General features: G+C 33.2%; 19 protein-coding genes and 1 riboswitch. Of the genes, 9 read left to right on the top strand and 10 right to left on the bottom strand.

The features are described from left to right. Positions 1-62: 62 nt before the first annotated feature. Positions 63-968 (top strand): ferredoxin-like domain-containing protein, encoded by a 906-nt coding sequence (locus tag AC0LWJ_RS04295; RefSeq protein ID WP_474238141.1) that lies wholly within the window; start codon positions 63-65, stop codon positions 966-968. A 171-nt stretch (positions 969-1,139) separates the two neighbouring features. Beyond that, entirely contained in the window at positions 1,140-1,949 is an 810-nt protein-coding gene (locus AC0LWJ_RS04290) for a sugar phosphate isomerase/epimerase family protein (protein WP_474238143.1), read from the top strand. Between the two features lie 33 nt (positions 1,950-1,982). Here AC0LWJ_RS04290 and AC0LWJ_RS04285 read toward each other — a convergent pair whose 3' ends face one another. The 3 genes from AC0LWJ_RS04285 to AC0LWJ_RS04275 are packed head-to-tail and all read right to left on the bottom strand — an operon-like array spanning position 1,983 to position 3,010. Continuing rightward, entirely contained in the window at positions 1,983-2,555 is a 573-nt protein-coding gene (locus tag AC0LWJ_RS04285; RefSeq protein ID WP_474238146.1) for a manganese catalase family protein, read from the bottom strand. Between the two features lie 16 nt (positions 2,556-2,571). After that, the gene (locus tag AC0LWJ_RS04280) at positions 2,572-2,826 is read right to left on the bottom strand and encodes a spore coat protein CotJB (protein ID WP_474238149.1); all 255 of its coding nucleotides are present in this window, start codon (positions 2,824-2,826) and stop codon (positions 2,572-2,574) included. Continuing rightward, positions 2,816-3,010 (bottom strand): spore coat associated protein CotJA, encoded by a 195-nt coding sequence (locus AC0LWJ_RS04275; protein WP_474238152.1) that lies wholly within the window; start codon positions 3,008-3,010, stop codon positions 2,816-2,818. Before AC0LWJ_RS04275 ends, AC0LWJ_RS04280 begins: the two co-directional genes overlap by 11 nt. Before the next feature lie 175 nt (positions 3,011-3,185). Here AC0LWJ_RS04275 and AC0LWJ_RS04270 point away from each other — a divergent pair, with 175 nt between their 5' ends. The 3 genes from AC0LWJ_RS04270 to AC0LWJ_RS04260 are packed head-to-tail and all read left to right on the top strand — an operon-like array spanning position 3,186 to position 5,791. Next, on the top strand, positions 3,186-3,902 hold the full coding sequence (locus AC0LWJ_RS04270) for a 4'-phosphopantetheinyl transferase family protein (protein WP_474238154.1): 717 nt from the start codon (positions 3,186-3,188) through the stop codon (positions 3,900-3,902). A 1-nt stretch (position 3,903) separates the two neighbouring features. Then, the gene (locus AC0LWJ_RS04265) at positions 3,904-4,398 is read left to right on the top strand and encodes an HD domain-containing protein (RefSeq protein ID WP_474238157.1); all 495 of its coding nucleotides are present in this window, start codon (positions 3,904-3,906) and stop codon (positions 4,396-4,398) included. Between the two features lie 40 nt (positions 4,399-4,438). Continuing rightward, positions 4,439-5,791, top strand: coding sequence for a glucose-6-phosphate isomerase (locus tag AC0LWJ_RS04260; RefSeq protein ID WP_474238161.1), 1,353 nt, complete (start codon positions 4,439-4,441; stop codon positions 5,789-5,791). A 44-nt stretch (positions 5,792-5,835) separates the two neighbouring features. On the opposite strand, the gene glgP is transcribed toward AC0LWJ_RS04260, so the two are convergent. After that, the gene (gene glgP / locus AC0LWJ_RS04255; protein WP_474238164.1) at positions 5,836-7,446 is read right to left on the bottom strand and encodes an alpha-glucan family phosphorylase; all 1,611 of its coding nucleotides are present in this window, start codon (positions 7,444-7,446) and stop codon (positions 5,836-5,838) included. Between the two features lie 164 nt (positions 7,447-7,610). Between glgP and AC0LWJ_RS04250 the strand changes: the two genes are divergently transcribed. Both AC0LWJ_RS04250 and AC0LWJ_RS04245 read left to right on the top strand, forming a co-directional pair. Beyond that, complete coding sequence (locus AC0LWJ_RS04250) at positions 7,611-9,236, top strand: NADP-dependent glyceraldehyde-3-phosphate dehydrogenase (RefSeq protein ID WP_474238167.1); 1,626 nt, start codon at positions 7,611-7,613, stop codon at positions 9,234-9,236. A gap of 79 nt (positions 9,237-9,315) precedes the next feature. After that, entirely contained in the window at positions 9,316-9,909 is a 594-nt protein-coding gene (locus AC0LWJ_RS04245; RefSeq protein WP_474238171.1) for a 50S ribosomal protein L25, read from the top strand. A 25-nt stretch (positions 9,910-9,934) separates the two neighbouring features. Here the strand turns inward: AC0LWJ_RS04245 and lysA are convergent, their stop codons facing one another. The 6 genes from lysA to AC0LWJ_RS04215 form a co-directional block, all read right to left on the bottom strand. Further along, the gene (gene lysA / locus AC0LWJ_RS04240; RefSeq protein ID WP_474238176.1) at positions 9,935-11,272 is read right to left on the bottom strand and encodes a diaminopimelate decarboxylase; all 1,338 of its coding nucleotides are present in this window, start codon (positions 11,270-11,272) and stop codon (positions 9,935-9,937) included. Positions 11,273-11,380: 108 nt separating this feature from the next. After that, positions 11,381-11,575: riboswitch (Lysine riboswitch) on the bottom strand. A gap of 141 nt (positions 11,576-11,716) precedes the next feature. Next, positions 11,717-12,445: a GltB/FmdC/FwdC-like GXGXG domain-containing protein gene (locus tag AC0LWJ_RS04235; RefSeq protein WP_474238180.1), complete on the bottom strand. Its 729-nt coding sequence runs from the start codon at positions 12,443-12,445 to the stop codon at positions 11,717-11,719. Further along, positions 12,445-13,713, bottom strand: coding sequence for an NAD(P)/FAD-dependent oxidoreductase (locus tag AC0LWJ_RS04230; protein ID WP_474238184.1), 1,269 nt, complete (start codon positions 13,711-13,713; stop codon positions 12,445-12,447). The genes AC0LWJ_RS04235 and AC0LWJ_RS04230 overlap by 1 nt, the downstream gene beginning before the upstream one ends. Then, entirely contained in the window at positions 13,710-14,159 is a 450-nt protein-coding gene (locus tag AC0LWJ_RS04225) for a 4Fe-4S dicluster domain-containing protein (RefSeq protein WP_474238187.1), read from the bottom strand. The genes AC0LWJ_RS04230 and AC0LWJ_RS04225 overlap by 4 nt, the downstream gene beginning before the upstream one ends. Positions 14,160-14,172: 13 nt before the next feature. Continuing rightward, positions 14,173-15,678, bottom strand: coding sequence for a glutamate synthase-related protein (locus tag AC0LWJ_RS04220; RefSeq protein ID WP_474238191.1), 1,506 nt, complete (start codon positions 15,676-15,678; stop codon positions 14,173-14,175). Next, positions 15,675-16,799, bottom strand: coding sequence for a class II glutamine amidotransferase (locus tag AC0LWJ_RS04215; RefSeq protein ID WP_474238194.1), 1,125 nt, complete (start codon positions 16,797-16,799; stop codon positions 15,675-15,677). Before AC0LWJ_RS04215 ends, AC0LWJ_RS04220 begins: the two co-directional genes overlap by 4 nt. A gap of 496 nt (positions 16,800-17,295) precedes the next feature. Between AC0LWJ_RS04215 and ftsE the strand changes: the two genes are divergently transcribed. Continuing rightward, positions 17,296-17,982, top strand: a complete 687-nt coding sequence (ftsE, locus tag AC0LWJ_RS04210; protein ID WP_474238196.1) for a cell division ATP-binding protein FtsE — start codon at positions 17,296-17,298, stop codon at positions 17,980-17,982. Next, positions 17,972-18,859, top strand: a complete 888-nt coding sequence (ftsX, locus tag AC0LWJ_RS04205; RefSeq protein WP_474238198.1) for a permease-like cell division protein FtsX — start codon at positions 17,972-17,974, stop codon at positions 18,857-18,859. Before ftsE ends, ftsX begins: the two co-directional genes overlap by 11 nt. Positions 18,860-18,865 lie beyond the last annotated feature (6 nt).

Raw genomic sequence — 18,865 nt, 5'->3', positions numbered from 1 at the left:
AATTTAAATTGCTGTAAGTAATTATAATAAACTATTGAAAGAAAAGAAAGGATGAAATAATTATGGATGAAAAAATTTCAGCGGAAGAAAAGGCTAAATTAAAAGACCAAGGATTTATTCCACAAAGAGATGGAAAACACTATTCTTGCAGAGTAATCACTGAGAATGGCTGCTTAAATTCAGAAAAAAACCAAAAATTATCAGATATAGCGGAGAAATATGGTAGAGGATATATGTGTTATACAGTTAGACTTACCATAGAAATACCATGGATAAAATATGAGGATATTGAAAAAGTAAAGGCAGAGCTTAAAGAAGTTGGACTTTATACTGGCGGAACCGGTGCAAGGGTAAGACCTGTTGTAGCCTGCAAAGGAACCTATTGTGGTTTTGGTTTTCTTGATACTCAGTTAATAGCAAAAGAAATACATGAAAGATTTTATAAAAAATACTATGATGTGAAATTACCTCATAAATTTAAAATTGCCGTAGGGGGATGCCCAAACAATTGTATAAAACCGGACCTGAATGACATTGGTATTATGGGACAAAAGGTACCTTTATTAGATGAAAGTTTATGCCTTGGATGTAAAAAATGCGGAGTAGAAGCAGCTTGCAGGGTAAACGCAGCAAAGGTTATAGATGGTAAACTTAAAATTGACAGAGAAAAATGTAATAACTGTGGTTTTTGCATTGATAAATGTCATTTTGAAGCAATGAAATGCGAAAAAGAAGGAGTGAAAATATTTATAGGAGGAAAATGGGGTAAGGCTGTAAGACGAGGAAATGTTCTTCCGGGAATATATTCTATTGAGGAAGCGATGGATATAATAGAAAAAGCTATTTTATATTATAAGGAAAATGGAAACACCAAAGAAAGATTTGGGGACATGATTGATAGAATTGGCTTTGAAGAAGTATCTTATCAGATTTTAAACAAGGTAGAAATATATAAAGAAAATAATTAAATCACAAAAATAAAAAAGCTGTGGTTAAACTACAGCTTTTATATTTTTAAAAAATGATGGAGCAAAAGGGATATAATGATAGAATAATATAATAAATTCAATTAGAATCGCAAGAATAAATGCAATTAATAATAAATATATGATAAAATAGACATAGGAGGTGTAGCAATTTTGAATGTAGGTATATCAACTGCAAGTTTTTATCCTGAATATTTGACAGAGGAAACAATTCCATTCATAGGTGAAATGGGAATAAATACAATCGAGGTTTTTTTAGAATCTTACAGTGAATATGATTTAGATTATTGCAAAAGAATGAAAGATACCCTTGATAAATATAATATTATTCCATATTCTGTTCATGCCCTTGGCTCACAGTTTGAACCGCAGCTTTTTGCAGCAACAGAAAGACAAAGGAATGATGCTAAGAAGCTATATGAAAAAGTTTTAAAAGCTGCAAACATTTTAGGTGCAAAGGTATATGTTTTTCATGGACCACCAATTAATAAAAATAAACTTCCGGTACTTGACTTTGAGAAAATTGGCAAAATCACCAGTGAGCTTTCAGATATGGCGGGGCAATATGATATAAGATTTTCTTGGGAGAATGTGTTTTGGTGTTGGTTTTCTTTTCCTGAATTTGCAAAAAATTTAGTTCAGGCTTCTAATAGTAAGAATCTTTATTTTACATTTGATATCAAACAAGCGATGAAAAGCCGAAAAGATCCAATGGATTTTTTAAAGGCGATGGGTAATAAAATCACAAATGTACATCTCTGTGATTTTGATGATAGGGGCAAATTATATCTACCGGGAGAAGGTTCTTTTGACTTTAAGGTATTGAATTATGATTTAGATATTATAGGTTACAAAGGTCCGGTTATAATGGAGGTATATAGATTTAATTATAACCATTACAAGGAGATGTTAAATAGTATAAAGTTTTTAAAAAATATCTTTGAGAAAGAGATGGATATGTGAAAAATAAACCGGATTTTTATATCCGGTGTAAAACTAAAAATACTTCTTTCCTTCTAAATGTTCTCTAACCCTTCCAAGGGTTTCGCCGAATCTTTGGAAATGCACGATTTCACGTTCCCTTAGAAATTTTAAGGTATCTTTGACACATGGGTCATCAGTTAAATTGATAAGATGTTCATAGGTTGCTCTTGCTTTTTCTTCTGCTGCCATATCTTCATGAAGGTCGGCAATAACGTCGCCTTTTGCTTGTATATATGCTGCGGTCCAAAGTGTTCCTGTCGTGTCATTATAGAAGATTCCTCTATCATGTTCAACATAGTTTTCTCCAAGTCCCTCTTTCTTTAACTGTTCCACAGGGACACCTTTTAAAAGTTTAAAAACCATCGTTGCAATTATTTCAAGATGAGCCAATTCTTCAGTTCCAATATCAGTCAATGTGGCTTTTGATTGTCCCGTAGGCATTGTATATCTTTGTGTTTGATACCGTAATGCTGCAGCAAGTTCTCCATCAGGTCCGCCATATTGTGCAATTAAAAATTTTGCCATTTTTACATCCGGTTTACAGACATTTGCTGGATACTGTAATTTTTTTTCATATACCCACATAATTAAGCAAGCCTCCTTAATATTGTATTTCCCATGGCCATGGTTCATCTATCCATTTCCAGGGATACTGGCCGGCAGATTGACCAAAAGCCATTAAAGGGCCATATAGTTGTTCATACTGAGTCTTTAGGGTTTTCAATTGCTCACTGTAATAATTATAACTTTGAAGTGCTTTTTCTTCAGATGGATGTGTATCAAGGTACAGGTTTAAATCTACACAGGCAAATTCTATTTCCATTAGCTTACGGAGCATTTTTGCTTTAGCATCCATAATTAATACCTCCAGACTTTTTCCCCATATATGGTTTATCCAGTTCAGGGAAAATAGTTCCTCTTACAAGTCCTTGTTCAGGCGAGTATACAGATATATATTTTTGAAAAGGTACATATGCCTCAGCAAGACCTTTTTGGCTTGTGTTGCATGACTTCATATACTGATTGTAATATTCATTCATATACAAAACCTCCATATAAATAATATTTCATTTACATAATATTCATTTATATAAAGAGGTGATACAATAAATAAAAACACAACTGATTTATTGTATTAAAATATTTTTAATAATATGATATAATTTTATTAACATATTATATTATGCAAAAGCATTTAGTGGAAGCAGGTTCAGGATGATAAAAATTTATGGGATAAAGCTGCGGGATAAAATCAAAAAAGAATTTTTTGATAATTACATAATTTATGTTTCAAAAGAAAAACGAGAAAGAATAAGAAGGTTCAGAAGATTAGATGATGCCGTAAGGTCTTTGATGGGTGATATTATTGTAAGAATAGCCATTTGTCAAGAAACAGGATTAAAAAACGAGGACTTAATTTTTTATAAGAATAAATATGGGAAACCGTGTCTAAAAAATAATTGCAATGTTCAGTTCAATATTTCACATTCAGGAGATTGGATTATTGCAGCGATACATGATTTACCTATAGGTGTTGATATACAAAAGATACAGCCTGTTAATATAGATATTGCAAAACGATTTTTCACACTTGATGAATATAAAGAAATTATGAGAAAAGATAACGAGGAAAGATTATCATATTTTTATGAATTATGGGTTTTAAAAGAAAGTTATATAAAAGCAGTGGGGAAGGGCATGAATATTCCGCTTAATTCGTTTTGCTTCCAAATACAAGAAAATAAAATAATATTTAAGACAAAAAACGAAGTTAAAAAACACTGTTTTAAATTATATAATCTTGATAAAAATTATAAAATGGCAGTATGTGCGGCTATCAATGATTTTCCGGATCATATAGAAATAAAAGACCTCGATAAATTATATGAAGAATTATTGTTGATGGGGAGAAATAGAGAGGAGTATAATTAAAATGTTTAGAGAAAAATATATTGAGGATATGAAAAAATATTTTGGCAGTGATACAAGGCGTATAAATCATGCGTTGAAGGTATTAAATTTTGCTGAACAGATTATGGAACAGGAAGATGTAAATGACCAAATGAGAAAAATAATAACAATAACAGCGATTCTCCATGATATAGGCATTAAAAATGCCGAAGAAAAATATAATTCCTCAAGTGGGAAATACCAGGAAATAGAGGGTCCTCCAGTTGCTAAGGAAATAATGGAAAATAATGATGAAGATAAAGATATTATCGAAAGAGTGTGTTATATAATAGGCTGGCATCATACTGCATCAAAAAATGATGGTCTTGATTTTGAGATAATCTGGGAAGCAGATATGCTTGTGAATATAGAAGAAGAGGGATTATATAAAAACACAGAAAATGTAAAGTATATAATAGAGAAAAATTTCAAGACAAAGAAGGGGAAAGAAATCGCTATTAACACATATATTTTATAAAAGTCAAATAAATTTAAAGCAAAGGATGGGGGAAGTATATATGTCAAACCTTGGATTTGATTATTCAAATACACTAAATTTTATAAATCTGCATGAAATATCATATCTTGAAAAATATGCACAAATGTCACTTGATTGTCTACTAAATAAAACAGGTCAGGGGAAAGATTTTCTTGGTTGGGTTGATCTGCCTCGTAATTATGATAAAAATGAGCTTACGCATATTAAAAAGGCTGCTGATAAGATTAATTCAGATTCAGATGCTTTTGTTGTAATAGGAATTGGCGGTTCATATTTAGGTGCGAGAGCAGCTATTGAAATGCTGTCGCATTCTTTTTACAACATACTTCCCAAAAACAAAAGAACTACACCAGAGATATATTTTGCAGGAAACAGCATTAGTTCTACATATCTTAAAGAATTACTTGAATTACTTGAAGGGAAAGATGTATCCATAAATGTGGTATCAAAATCTGGAACTACAACAGAACCTGCAATAGCATTTCGTGTATTCAGAGAATTTCTCGAAAAAAAATACGGTAAAGATGGTGCAAGTTCAAGGATATATGTAACGACAGATAAGAGGAAAGGTGCATTAAAAAAACTTGCGGATGAAGAAGGATATGAGTCATTTATAATTCCGGATGATGTTGGCGGAAGGTATTCTGTTTTAACACCTGTTGGACTTTTACCAATTGCAGTTGCAGGAATAAATATTGATGAAATAATGAAGGGTTCATATGACGCATCTTTATTGTATAAAAAGAATAGAATGGATGAAAACATAAGCATGCAATATGCTGTAATAAGAAATATTCTTTATAGAAAGGGCAAGGCAATAGAAATTTTAGTTAATTATGAACCAAGACTGCATTATTTGTCGGAATGGTGGAAGCAATTGTATGGTGAAAGTGAGGGCAAAGACCATAAGGGGATATTTCCCGCCTCTGTGGATTTTACTACAGACCTACATTCAATGGGACAATTTATACAGGATGGGAGTAGAAATATATTTGAAACTGTTATTAAAATTGAAAAATCCATAGAAGATATAACTATTTATGAAGACAAAACTAACCTTGACGGCCTTAATTTTCTTGAAGGAAAGACAATGGATTTTATAAATAAAAGAGCTTTACAGGGTACAATACTTGCACACAATGATGGGGGCGTTCCGAATCTAATAATAAGCATACCGGAAATATCCGCTTATTATTTTGGATATCTTGTTTACTTCTTTGAGATGGCATGTGGTATAAGCGGATATTTAAATGGTGTCAATCCATTCGATCAGCCGGGTGTTGAAGCATATAAGAAAAACATGTTTGCACTTCTTGGGAAGGCAGGATATGAAGAAGAAAAGCAAATACTTGAGAAAAGGTTGCAGAAATAAAAGGTGTAGGTAGGGATATTCTTTTATGGAATATCCCTACGCTTTTAATACATTAAATCATAGTACTCCCTAATCATTCTATCTGCTGAGAATTTGTCATAGGTTGTTTTGATGCTTTCTTTCATCATAGCTTCCCATTTTGATTTGTCGGTATAATATAAAGGCAAGACCTTTTTTGTAAGAACATCATACAATGAGTCAACATCATTTTTATCAAGTTTTTCTATCTTGTTTGATTCAAATCCATTTCCAAATTGCCAGCCGTTAATACCGTCAATGCAGGCTTCAGCCCACCATCCATCAAGTATACTCAAATTTAACACACCGTTCATAGCTGCTTTCATGCCTGAGGTGCCACATGCTTCTTTTGGTCTTCTGGGAGTATTCAGCCATACATCAGAGCCCCGCGTTAAAAATTTTCCTATTGTCATGTCGTAATTTTCGAGGAAAACAATGCTATTCGGGTATTTCTTTGTAAGGATAATTATATTTTCAAGAATTTTTTTACTGGTATCATCAAGAGGATGTCCCTTACCGGACAGGACTATTTGGATTTTGCCTGAATTAAGATAACCACCTATAATTTTTTCATCTGTAAAAATAAGGTCATTTCTTTTATATGGCACAATTCTTCTTGAAGAACCAATAAGAAGTTTTTCTTCACTTAATATTATTCCTGTACGTTTATAGATAAACTCGATTAATTCTTTTTTTAATATGTTGTGCGTTTGAAGAAGTTTTTCACCCTTTAAATATGCAGTTTCAATTCTTTTATCAACCCAAGTTTTTCTGTCAATGCCATTTGTTATGGAAATTATAGGGGCTCTTTTTTTAATGTGTTTCCACATTTTATTTGCTGTTTTTCCATGGAGTTTAGAAACCGCATTTGCCGCTCTGGAGAGTCTTAAACCGGCAATTGTCATATTGAAAGGCACTCCTCCTATTTCAGACATTTGTTCAATTGTCAGACCATTATTTGCTCCCATATACATCAAAAGTTCCAAGCTATGAGATTCATTTCCTTCAATAACAGGTGTATGTGTAGTAAAGACTATCTCTTTACTGGTTTCCTTCCATGCTTTTTTAAAATCCATGTTTTTATATTGCATTTTTTCACGTATCAATTCAAGTGCGGCAAATACAGCATGACCTTCATTAAAATGGTATACGTCAACCTTTAATCCAAGAGAGCGCAATGCTTTTATACCACCAATGCCAAGAACCATTTCCTGTGCTACTCTTTCTTCATTAAACCAGCCGTAAAGCTGCCCTGTAATCCATCTATCCTCATTTTCAGGAATATCTGTATCAAGCAGATAAAGTGGAGCATTGTTAAAACAGTCTACCATCCATACCTTGCAGTATACGTCATGGTTTCTAATCCTTACTTTGACCTTAATGCCTGTATCTTTAAGAAAATCATATTTATAATTGTGATATGCATCATATAGAAATCCGTTATTTTCAATAAATTGTTCTACATAACCTTGTTTCCACAGGATACCTATACCAATAAGTGGCAGGTTAAGCTCTTTGGAGATTTTTAAGTAATCACCTGCAAGTATTCCTAAGCCTCCTGCATATAATTTAAAATCCGTATGAAGACCATATTCCATGCAGAAATAAGCGACCTTTGGCAATGCTATTTTTTTCATATAAACCTCCTAAAATTTTCTTTGATTATATTATAGTATTGATTGATGAATTGAACAAGAAGTAATACTAAATAAATAATAATAGAAAACAGCTTGATAATATTTATTTTTCATGGTATATTTTAACTAATGGTTTTTAAAATAATTGAAAGGGGTGCTATAAAATGAATGTGGAAGAAAATTTCAAGGATATATTTCCCGATGAAAAAGCAATTCCGGCAGAATTTACAATCAGTTCTCCAATCATACAAAAGGAATATCTTTTAGACGGTAAGCTTTGTCAGTGGGAAGGAGATATGCAGGAGGTATATTCTCCTATATACACAAAGACTTCTCAAGGTTTATCAAAGAAGTTTATTGGCAAATATCCTCTTTTAACAGAAAAAGAAGCTATGGAAGCATTGAAATCAGCATTGAATGCTTACGATGAGGGAAGAGGGCAATGGCCTACAATGGCAGTAGCAGATCGAATAAAACATGTAGAAGAGTTTGCCTTTAGATTTAAGGAAAAGAAAAAAGAGGTTGTAAATCTGTTAATGTGGGAGATATGCAAATCTTACGAAGATTCTCTTAAGGAATTTGATAGGACTGTAGAATATATAATGGATACAATTGATGCAATGAAGGACCTTGACAGAATATCTTCCCGATTTGTAATTGAAGATGGAGTAATAGCCCAAATAAGACGTTCTCCTTTAGGCGTTGTTATGTGTATGGGACCATATAATTATCCTCTTAATGAAACTTTTACAATCCTGATACCTGCATTGATAATGGGAAATACGGTAATTTTAAAACCACCTAAGATGGGAGTTCTTTTACACAGACCAATTTTAAGCATTTTTAAAGATTGTTTTCCTAAAGGTGTTGTTAATACAATTTATGGACGAGGTCAACAGGTGGTAGCTCCTATAGTAGCTTCAGGTAAAGTTAATGTTCTTGCATTTATTGGCTCCAGTGAAGTTGCTGATACATTAAGAAAACAGCATCCAAAACCTCATAGGCTTCGTTGTGTTTTGGGCTTGGAATCAAAAAATGCAGCAATAATTTTACCTGATGTTGACCTTGATATGACCGTAAAAGAATGCGTTTTAGGAAGCCTTTCATTTAATGGGCAGAGATGTACGGCTTTAAAGATATTATTTGTACATTCTGATATCGTAGATGCTTTTCTCGATAAATTTGCGAATGAAATAGACAGGCTTAAAGTTGGAATGCCATGGGAAGCTAATGTAAATATAACACCGATTCCCAGTAATGATAGAATTAAGTATCTTGAAAAACTGATTCAAGATGCAAGGGACCTTGGAGCAAATATAATAAATAATAAGGGTGGCATAATAAAAGAAAGTTTGTTTTATCCCGCTGTTTTATATCCTGTAAATGATAAGATGAAGATATATCATGAAGAACAGTTTGGTCCGGTAATACCGGTTGTTCCATATGATGATATAGAAATACCTACTCGTTATATAATTGAATCAAATTATGGTCAGCAGGTAAGCCTTTTTGCTAAGGACCCTGATATTATAAGTAAATTAATTGATTCCCTTGTAAATCAAGTATGTAGGGTTAATATAAACAGTCAGTGCCAGAGGGGACCTGATGTGTTTCCGTTTACGGGAAGGAAGGATTCGGCAGAAGGGACATTATCAGTGTCAGACGCCTTGCGTGCTTTTTCAATCAGAACCCTTGTAGCGGCTAAAGAAAATGACCTTAATAAAGAAATCATAACAAAAATCCTTAGAGAAAGAAAGTCAAATTTTCTTTCAACAGATTTTATATTTTGATAATAAATTTGCTATTTGTTAATTTTAGTGCTATAATAAATGGAAAATAACAACAAAATATCGAAGGAGGAGAGACTAAATGGAAAGTGTTAATGTTGAAGCTGTAACAAGAAAGCCGGGTAAGAATATAGCTTATAAATTAAGAAAAGAAGGTTATATTCCTGCTGTTTTATATGGTAATGGTATGGAGAGCATTCCTATAGCTGTTGCAGATAAAAAGTTTTGCAAAATATTGCAAACAAATGGAAGGAATGTCCTCCTCGATGTAATTGTGAATGGGTCAACACATAATGCAATAATAAAAGAAATTCAGAATGATACATTAAAGGGAAAATTACTTCATGTGGATTTCCAAATAGTATCTATGTACGAAAAGATTGAATCAACTGTACCGTTAAAATTAAAGGGTGTTGGCATTCTTGAAAGCAAGGGTGCAATTGTACAGCACCAGATATGGGAACTAAATATAAAATGTTTGCCAGGTAAGATTCCAGAGGAATTGGATGTAGACATATCAAATCTTAATGTTGGTGATACGTTATATATTAGGGATTTAATTATTCCTGAAGGAGTAGAAGTCGTTGATGACCCTGATGAAGTCGTTCTTACAGTTGTCGTTCCAAAGGCGGAAGATGTAAAAAAGACGGAGCCTGAAGAAGAAGCCACAGAGTAAAAAGGAGCAATTTATTGCTCCTTTTTTAAGCTATAATGTGTTTTTTATTTTTATTAATTAATCTATCAGGTATAATATCATTTTTAATAAGGTCATCATATGTTTCTCTTGCAACAATCATATCGGCATTTCCATTTTGTACAAGAACCACAGCAGGACGTGTAATCCTATTATAATTACTTGCCATTGAGTAATTATAAGCACCCGTACAAGTTATAGCAATAATATCTCCGCTCTCAAGTTGGGGAAGTTCTATATCCCAGATAAGCATATCACCTGATTCACAGCATTTTCCGGCAATAGAAACTTTTTCAAAGTTTATTTTTTTAGCCTTATTGGCAACAATTGCACTGTATTTTGCTCCATATAAGGCAGTTCTTATATTGTCTGTCATGCCTCCATCAACTGAAACATATTTTCGTATATTTGGTATGTTTTTAATAGCACCAACCTTATAAAGTGTAGTTCCTGCATTTCCTATTATGGAACGCCCCGGTTCAACGATGATTCCAGGCAATCTAAGATTTAATGCATTAGAAAATTCTTTAACCGATTTTATAATCTCTTTTGCAATTGTTTCTATAGGTTGAGGGTCATCTTCATCAACATAAGCTATTCCAAACCCACCACCGAGGTCTAATTCTTCAACTTCCCATGAGGTAACATTTTTTACGGTTTTTAAAAAATTCATCATAATTTCTATTTCAGCATTATAAGATTTATAGCTGAATATCTGTGAACCAATGTGGCAGTGAAGACCAATTAAATTGATATTTTCAAGGTTAAGTGCATATTTTATTGCATCAAGAGCATCTCCATTAAACAATGGAAAACCAAATTTCGAATCTATTTGACCCGTTTTAATATACTCATGTGTATGGGCTTCTACACCGGGGGAAATTCTTAAATATATATTTGGCTTTTTCTTCATTTTTCCGGATAGTTCATTTAATATATTGAGTTCAAACCAGTTGTCGACAATAATTCGTCCAATCCCATATTCCAATGCCATTGTCAGCTCTTCGGCTGATTTATTGTTTCCATGGAAAAAAATATTTTTAACAGGAAAATCTGCCTTTAAAGCTGTATAAAGTTCACCACCGGAAACAACATCGAGACCGAGTCCTTCTTCTTCTATGATTTTACATATTGCTGTTGTCATAAATGCTTTGCTGGCATATATTACATTATTTTCTGGATAGTCTGCTTTAAAACAGTTATAAAAAGACCTGCAATTTTTTCGCAGTTGTTCTTCGTCAATAACATAAAGTGGTGTTCCATATTGTTTTGATAGTTTAACTGTATCACATCCACCTATTTCAAGATGCCCTTTTGAATTTATATGCATGCTACCTTGCAGCATAAAATCATCTCCATTCAGTTCTATTATATAAATAATTGAAATATAAATAAAAGCAGCTAAGGTTTCCCTGCTGCAAAGCCAAAAGGCAATGTCCTACATCATTCCCAAAAATGAGATAGCTCATCACTGATGACCTTAGGGAAATTATCAGTGACAGTCCTATGCCTCTTAAGCATAGACCCAGCTCCAAAAACATCAAGGCATTTTTGGGCTTCGGCGGATATATCCCTTTCATATATTCTCACAGGTACCTTGAATACCTCAAATATATTACTCTTGATGCTCCGCACCTCTACCTCATCTAAAAAAGATGAGGTACAATATTTATTTTTTATATAATATCATTAATATTTTTGAATGTCAATACGACTGGGCTTTTGTGTTAGTATAATATTAACAAGACATTTCATACTTCATATAGAATAAAGGCGAGAATACTCGCCTTTATGTGTACATTTTTCCATATGGTCTTTTGCCTGCAGGATGTAATTTAATGAAATCATGTGATAGGATTTCATTAATATCAAAGTTAAAATATTTTGCAAAATTTTCAGTGTACTTTTGTATCATTGCATAATCATTGTCATTTATTTTTTCTTTAATTACTTCTTTCCCAAGTTTATAATTTTCTATATCGCCTCTCAGATAAATAACACCGCCATGCATTCCGGTTCCACAATAATCTCCCACAATATCTTTTTCATTATTGAGATTAAGTACAATCATACATCCACCTGCCATATATTCTCCAAAGAAGTCACCGGTATTCCCACCAATGACAAGTACAGGAATCTTGTCTTTGAATTCTTTCATGTGAATGCCTACCCTATAGCCTACATTATCTTTAATATACATAGAACCGCCTCTCATGCCGTATCCGATGACATCGCCGGCATGACCATGTATTATTATGTTTCCGTCATTCATGGTGTTACCTATTGCATCCTGACCATTTCCAAAGACCTCAATGGAAAGACCGTCCATAAATGCAGCCATATCGTTGCCTGGGGTTCCTTCTATATTTATTTTGGTTTTACCAGATAAATTATCGGCAATGTACCTTTGACCATTTACATTTTTTATATTTATTATATCTTCGCCAGAACATACAAATTCTTTAATTAAGTCATTAAGGTCTTTAAAGTGCATACCTTCAGCATTTATTGTTTTCATTAAATCGCCGCCTCCTGTCCAAGCATCTTTGATTTTCTTAAGCTCTTTGGGAAATATGAATAACCAAAATCATCTTTTAGCAAACAATCTTTAAAAGGTGTAATATCAATACTATCCCTTATTAAACCAGTAAATATTCCCGCTCTGTCTATATCATTAATTAAGATAAAGCCTTTAAGTCTGTTATCTTTTATAATAATCTTCTTATATATTTTTTTGGTATCATCAGATTTTAACAGTATTTCATATCCTTCTTCCTGCGGATTTATTATTCCTCCGGTAATAATATAGGTATCTTTATATCCGATTGAATTCATAGGGAAAGTACCTTTATTTACGCTTTCTATTCCAATCATATTTAAACCTGCTATTTCACCTTGAAGATAGGCATTTGGCCAGATAGGTACAACACGATTTCCACCAATCAACATATCATAACCTTCTGCTACGTCACCTGCTGCATATATATTGTCAATATTTGTTTTCATTTTGTTGTCAACAATAATACCACGGTTTAATTTAATGGAGGTATTTTTAACAATTTCAGTATTTGGAACAACACCAATCGCAAAAATAAGGTTATCTGCCTGTAATTCTTCTCCGTTCTTAAGTTGTACACCTGTTACATATTCATTTCCAAGAATTTTATCTGCCGTTGTATTTGTTATTATTTTTATGCCATCTTTAATAAGCCTTTCGGAAATGATTGCTGCAGACTCCTTATCCAAGATGGTACTTAGTATTCTATCGGAAAGTTCTACTATTGTAACATCTACACCTAAATCATGAAGACCTTCAGCAGCCTTAAATCCGATTAATCCGCCGCCTATAATAACTGCCTTTGAACCGGTTTTTGCCGATTTTTTTAATTCCTTTGCATCATCAAGCTTAGTAAATGTATGAATATTTTTTTTATTTAAACCTTCCATTGGAGGAACAAAAGGTTTTCCACCTGTGGCAATTAGTAGTTTATCGTATTCAATACTGTCCCCGTTTTCAAAGCATACAGTATTTTTATTTTCATCTATCGAAACAACCTTTGTAGATAAATATGTTTTAATATTGTTTTTGGTGTAAAAGTCCATATCCCTATAAGACATCTTTTCTTCAGATACAGTATTTCCCAGGTAATATGATATTAGTGGTCTTGAATATACATGGTATTTTTCATCTGAGATAACGATAATCTCAGTATTTTTGTCATTTTTCCTTATGGCTTCAACAGCTCCTACCATTGCAACTGAATTTCCTATAATGACGATTTTCATGCTTTTATGCCTCCTTCACTGTATACAAGTGCGTCATTTGGACAATTTTTAACACATGCCGGTTCACCTGTATCTGCACATAAATCGCACTTAGAAGCCACTTTATTTTTTTCATCCCGTAAGATGGCACCAAAGCTGCATGCTAATATACATGTCCAACAGCCTACACATTTATCGGTATTACATGTTACTATGCCTGTTAATGGGTCTTTTTGCATTGCACCTGTGATACAGGCTTTAACACAAGGAGCATCGTCACAATGTCTGCATTGTAAGGAAAAGGACAAAGGTCCATTTTCCTCAACAACAATTTTTGGTGTTGGTATAATGCTTTCAAATTTGAAGGCTTTTAACACATCCTTGTATTTAGAATGTGAAGTTACGCAATATACTTCACAGAGTTTACAACCAATACATACTTCTTCTTTGACATAGATTTTTTTCACAAATATACCTCCTCTATTCTCCAGCTGCAAGTATGCCGAGTATATCAAGTTCTTTTTGTGTCATTCCAATACCTCTCAGCATCAATCTATTACCTTTTAAACTTTCAATATCATTTATACCCATTCCACCGAGCATTTCTTTAATTTCATGTCCCCATGCAGTTACAAGATTTACAAGTCTTTTATAACCTATTTCAGGATTAAGTCTTTTTACAAGGTAGGGGTCTTGTGTTGCAATACCCCAGTTGCATTTTCCGGTGTTGCATTTTTGACACATATGACAACCTAATGCAATCAATGCGGCAGAACCAATATAAACAGCATCTGCCCCAAGTGCAATAGCTTTTATTATATCTGCACTATTTCTAATACTGCCTGAAGCTATAAGAGAAACAGTATGGCGTATTCCTTCAGAACGAAGTCTTGAATCAACAGATGCAATTGCAAATTCTATAGGGATACCGACATTATCTCTGATTCTTTTTGGTGCTGCACCTGTACCACCCCTGAAACCGTCAATAGCTATATAATCTGCACCAGCTCTTGCAATTCCTGAGGCTATTGCTGCTACATTATTAACAGCAGCGATTTTTACACCAACAGGTTTTTTGTAATCTGTTGCTTCTTTTAAGGAGTATATAAGCTGTGACAGGTCTTCGATTGAGTATATATCATGATGTGGAGCAGGTGATATAGCATCACTTCCAACAGGTATCATTCTTGTCTCGGAAACATCTTCACTGACTTTTTCTCCTGGAAGGTGCCCACCTATACCGGGTTTTGCTCCCTGACCTATTTTTATTTCAACAGCAGCGGCTGTATTTAAATATTCTCTATTGACGCCAAACCTTCCTGAAGCCACTTGAACAATAGTATTTTTTCCGTATTTACGGAAATCTTTGTGGAGTCCGCCTTCACCCGTATTATAGCATATGCCCAATTTTTCAGCAGCCCTTGAAAGGGAGGCATGTGCATTATAGCTGATGGAACCATAGGACATAGCAGAAAATAATATTGGTACTTCTAATTTTAATTGTGGAGGCATTTGCGTTTTTACATTTAGATTTTCGTCAAGTTCAATTTTGTCCGGTTTTCTTCCTATGTGAACTCTTAATTCCATTGGCTCTCTTAAAGGGTCAATGGAAGGATTGGTAACTTGACTTGCATTAACAACCATTTTATCCCAATAAATTGGATATGGTCTGTCATTACCCATTGCAGTTAAGAGAACTGCTCCTGTTTCTGCTTGTCTGTAAATATCACGTATTGTATCATATGTCCAGTTTGCATGTTGGCGGAAATCCTGCGGATGTTTAATAATTGTCAGAGCATGGGTTGGACACATAACAACACATCTTTGGCAGTTAACACACTTAAAATCATCTGCAACCATTTTATTAAGTTGTTCATCATAGCTATGGACTTGATTTGCACATTGTCGCATGCAAACTTTGCAATTTATACATAAATCATAATCTCGTATAACCTTAAATTCCGGTGTGAGGTAGTTTAAGCTCATGCAGTAACCTCCTTTGATTCATAAATTTCATTTGTATTTGTTTGTTTAAGTTTTGCAATTACAGGTTCGCCACCACGAGGTATCCAGACCTTTTCAGGATTTTTGCAAACCTCTCTAATGGCTGATTCCTCACTTGCTACATATATCATATCACCATTTTGAGCTGCTGTCAGAGATCTTAATTTTATCCTGTCATTTATTGCCACAAATCCGTCTTCAAATGTTACTATAATAGAAAATGGACCATTTAATAATGCCTTGCTGTAAATTATTTTGAGGCTGCTGTAAAGAGCCTTTTCTTTTGGGGACATCCTGTCAATTTGATCCCATAAAGGTGAAGCAATCACCTTACATACTAAGTTAATAGGCAGTTTTTGTTTTCTTAGCAGGAGATCAAAAATATATGCGACAACTTCTGTGTCTGTTTGCAGTGTGCATACATAACCGAATTCCTCAAGATATTTACGATTTGTATCATATGATGAAAGTTCACCATTGTGGACAACTGAGATATTCAGCAGGTTAAACGGATGAGCACCGCCCCACCAACCCGGTGTGTTTGTAGGGAATCTTCCATGGGCTGTCCACATATATCCACTATAGGACTCTAATTTAAAGAACTCTGCTACATCTTCAGGATAACCAACAGCTTTAAATACCCCCATATTTTTTCCACTTGAGAAAATATATGCACCTTTTATCTTGATGTTAACGTCAAAAACAAATTTTACGATAAAATCATCATCGGTAAGCTCTGTATCATTTAATTTTTCGAGCTTTGGTATTGCAAAATATCTGTATATAAGTGGTGCATTTGTTATTTGAGGTATCTTTCTTGTTGGTATTTTTTCTTCAAAAGCCACAACAAAATTAGCTTTTAAATACTCTTCTGTTTCTTGTCTTGATTGTAAATCATTATAAAATATGTGAAAGGCATAGTGATCCTTAAATTCTGGATATATACCATATGAGGCAAAACCGCCTCCTAGACCATTCGATCTATCATGCATCGTTGCAATGGAATCCGCAATTTTTTGACCGGTAAAAACTGCTCCGGTTTGATCCATCATGCCGCTTATAGCACAGCCTGAGGGAATTCTTACTTGTCCTTCTTTTAACATTTTGTAACCCCCTTAAAAAATCCAATATGCAAAATATTATTTTGTAAATTGCATTGTACGAAAATGTTCATTACCATTATTTTATCACAAATTACATATCATACAGGATTTACAATCATTATAGTATTATTAATATTATATTACATTTTATAAAATTTGCAATAATCAAATATCATAATTCAAACAATTATTCTAAATGCGGGTTCTTGAACAATTTTACAGATTGACGTATTATGCTAAAGTATTCAATGAAGAAAATGGATTTTTTTTCTTCTATAAAATATAGTATAATTAGTGTATAATTAATTTCAAGAAATTTTTTTGATGAAAAATATATAAAAAAGAAGGATTTTTGATATAAATATAGAATATTATAAATGCGGAAAGGTATAATTAATGCTAAAGTATGATATTTTATTTTAAATTTACTGATAATAAAGTTTTTATTGCGAAAGAGATGATTATTCTTGATAAACTATATTGAAGGTGATGAATATTGATTAAATTTTCAGGGGTATCTAAAAAATATAAAAATAACATTATTGCAGTATCTAATATTAGTTTTACTATTGATAACGGAGAATTTGTATTTTTGGTTGGCTCCAGTGGTGCCGGCAAGTCCACTATTTTAAAGCTTTTGTTAAGAGAAGAGATACCAACAACAGGGAATATTTACATAGATAAAAAGGATATAACATTATTAAAAAGGAAAGAAGTACCGTATTTAAGAAGGACTATTGGGGTTGTATTTCAAGATTTTAGGTTGCTTCCAAATAAAACTGTTTATGAAAATATAGCCTTCGCTATGAAAATAGTAGAAGCAGAACCGAGAGAAATCAGAAAAAGGGTTCCAATGGTATTATCTTTGGTTGGCTTAAGCGATAGAGCCAATTCATATCCACAGCAGTTGTCAGGGGGAGAGCAACAAAGGGCTTCACTTGCAAGAGCAATAGTAAATGAGCCTTCGATTCTTGTTGCTGATGAACCAACAGGTAATCTTGACCCAGATACCACATGGGATATAGTAAAATTGATTTCAGAAATAAATAAAAGAGGAACGACGGTTGTAATGGCGACACATGCTAAGGATATTGTTGATATTATGAAAAAAAGGGTTATTGAAATAGATAAAGGCAACATAGTTAGAGATGAAGCAAGGGGTGTTTATTGCTATGAGGTATAAATCCGCAGTTTATTTTTTAAAGGAGGGTTTTACAAATGTAAAAAGAAATAAAGCCATGACATTAGCTTCAATTACATCTGTAGCGGCTGCTCTTTTAATTCTTGGGATGTTTCTTATAATGATTTTTAATATAAATGCGATGGTAAACAAGGTTGAGTCACAGTTGCAATTAAAGGCGTATGTTAATGATAATTTGAATGGAGATAAATTAAATAAACTTGGTGAAAAGATAAAAGGTATAGATGGTGTTCAATCAGTAGTGTTTGAATCCAAACAACAGGCATTTGAAAATTTTAAAAAACAACTGGGGGACAAAAGCTATTTAATAGACGGGCTTCAAAAGGATAATCCTATGCCACAGTCCTATATTGTAAGCGTTAAGGATGCTAAGATGATGAAACAGGTCTCTGAAGAAATTAGTAAAATTAACGGTGTATATAAAGTAAATTATGGACAAGATGTTGTCGATAAGCTTATCAGTTTCATAAATATAATAAGAATAGTCGGTATTGCTGTAATATTAATTCTTTTCATAATTTCAATTGTAATTATTTCCAACACAATAAAGCTTGGAGTTTTTTCAAGAAGGAAAGAAATAAACATAATGAAATATATAGGGGCTACCGACTGGTTTATCAGATGGCCCTTCCTGATAGAGGGAATTATTTTAGGGCTTATAGGTGCTTTGCTTTCAGTTTTGTTGCTTAGTTTATTATATGGATATGCTATAGATATTACTAGAAGTAAACTTATTATATTCGAATTGCTTCCATTAAAGGATATTATAAAACAGACTGCTGTATATTTCGCTGTAATGGGAGCAGTCATCGGTGCTGTTGGCAGTGGTATATCCATTAAAAAATTTTTAAATGTATAATAAAAA

Source organism: Aceticella sp. 75b-Ac, from assembly GCF_056032965.2.
The sequence above is the reverse complement of the archived record's forward strand: the minus strand, read 5'-3'. Positions and strand labels throughout refer to the sequence as shown.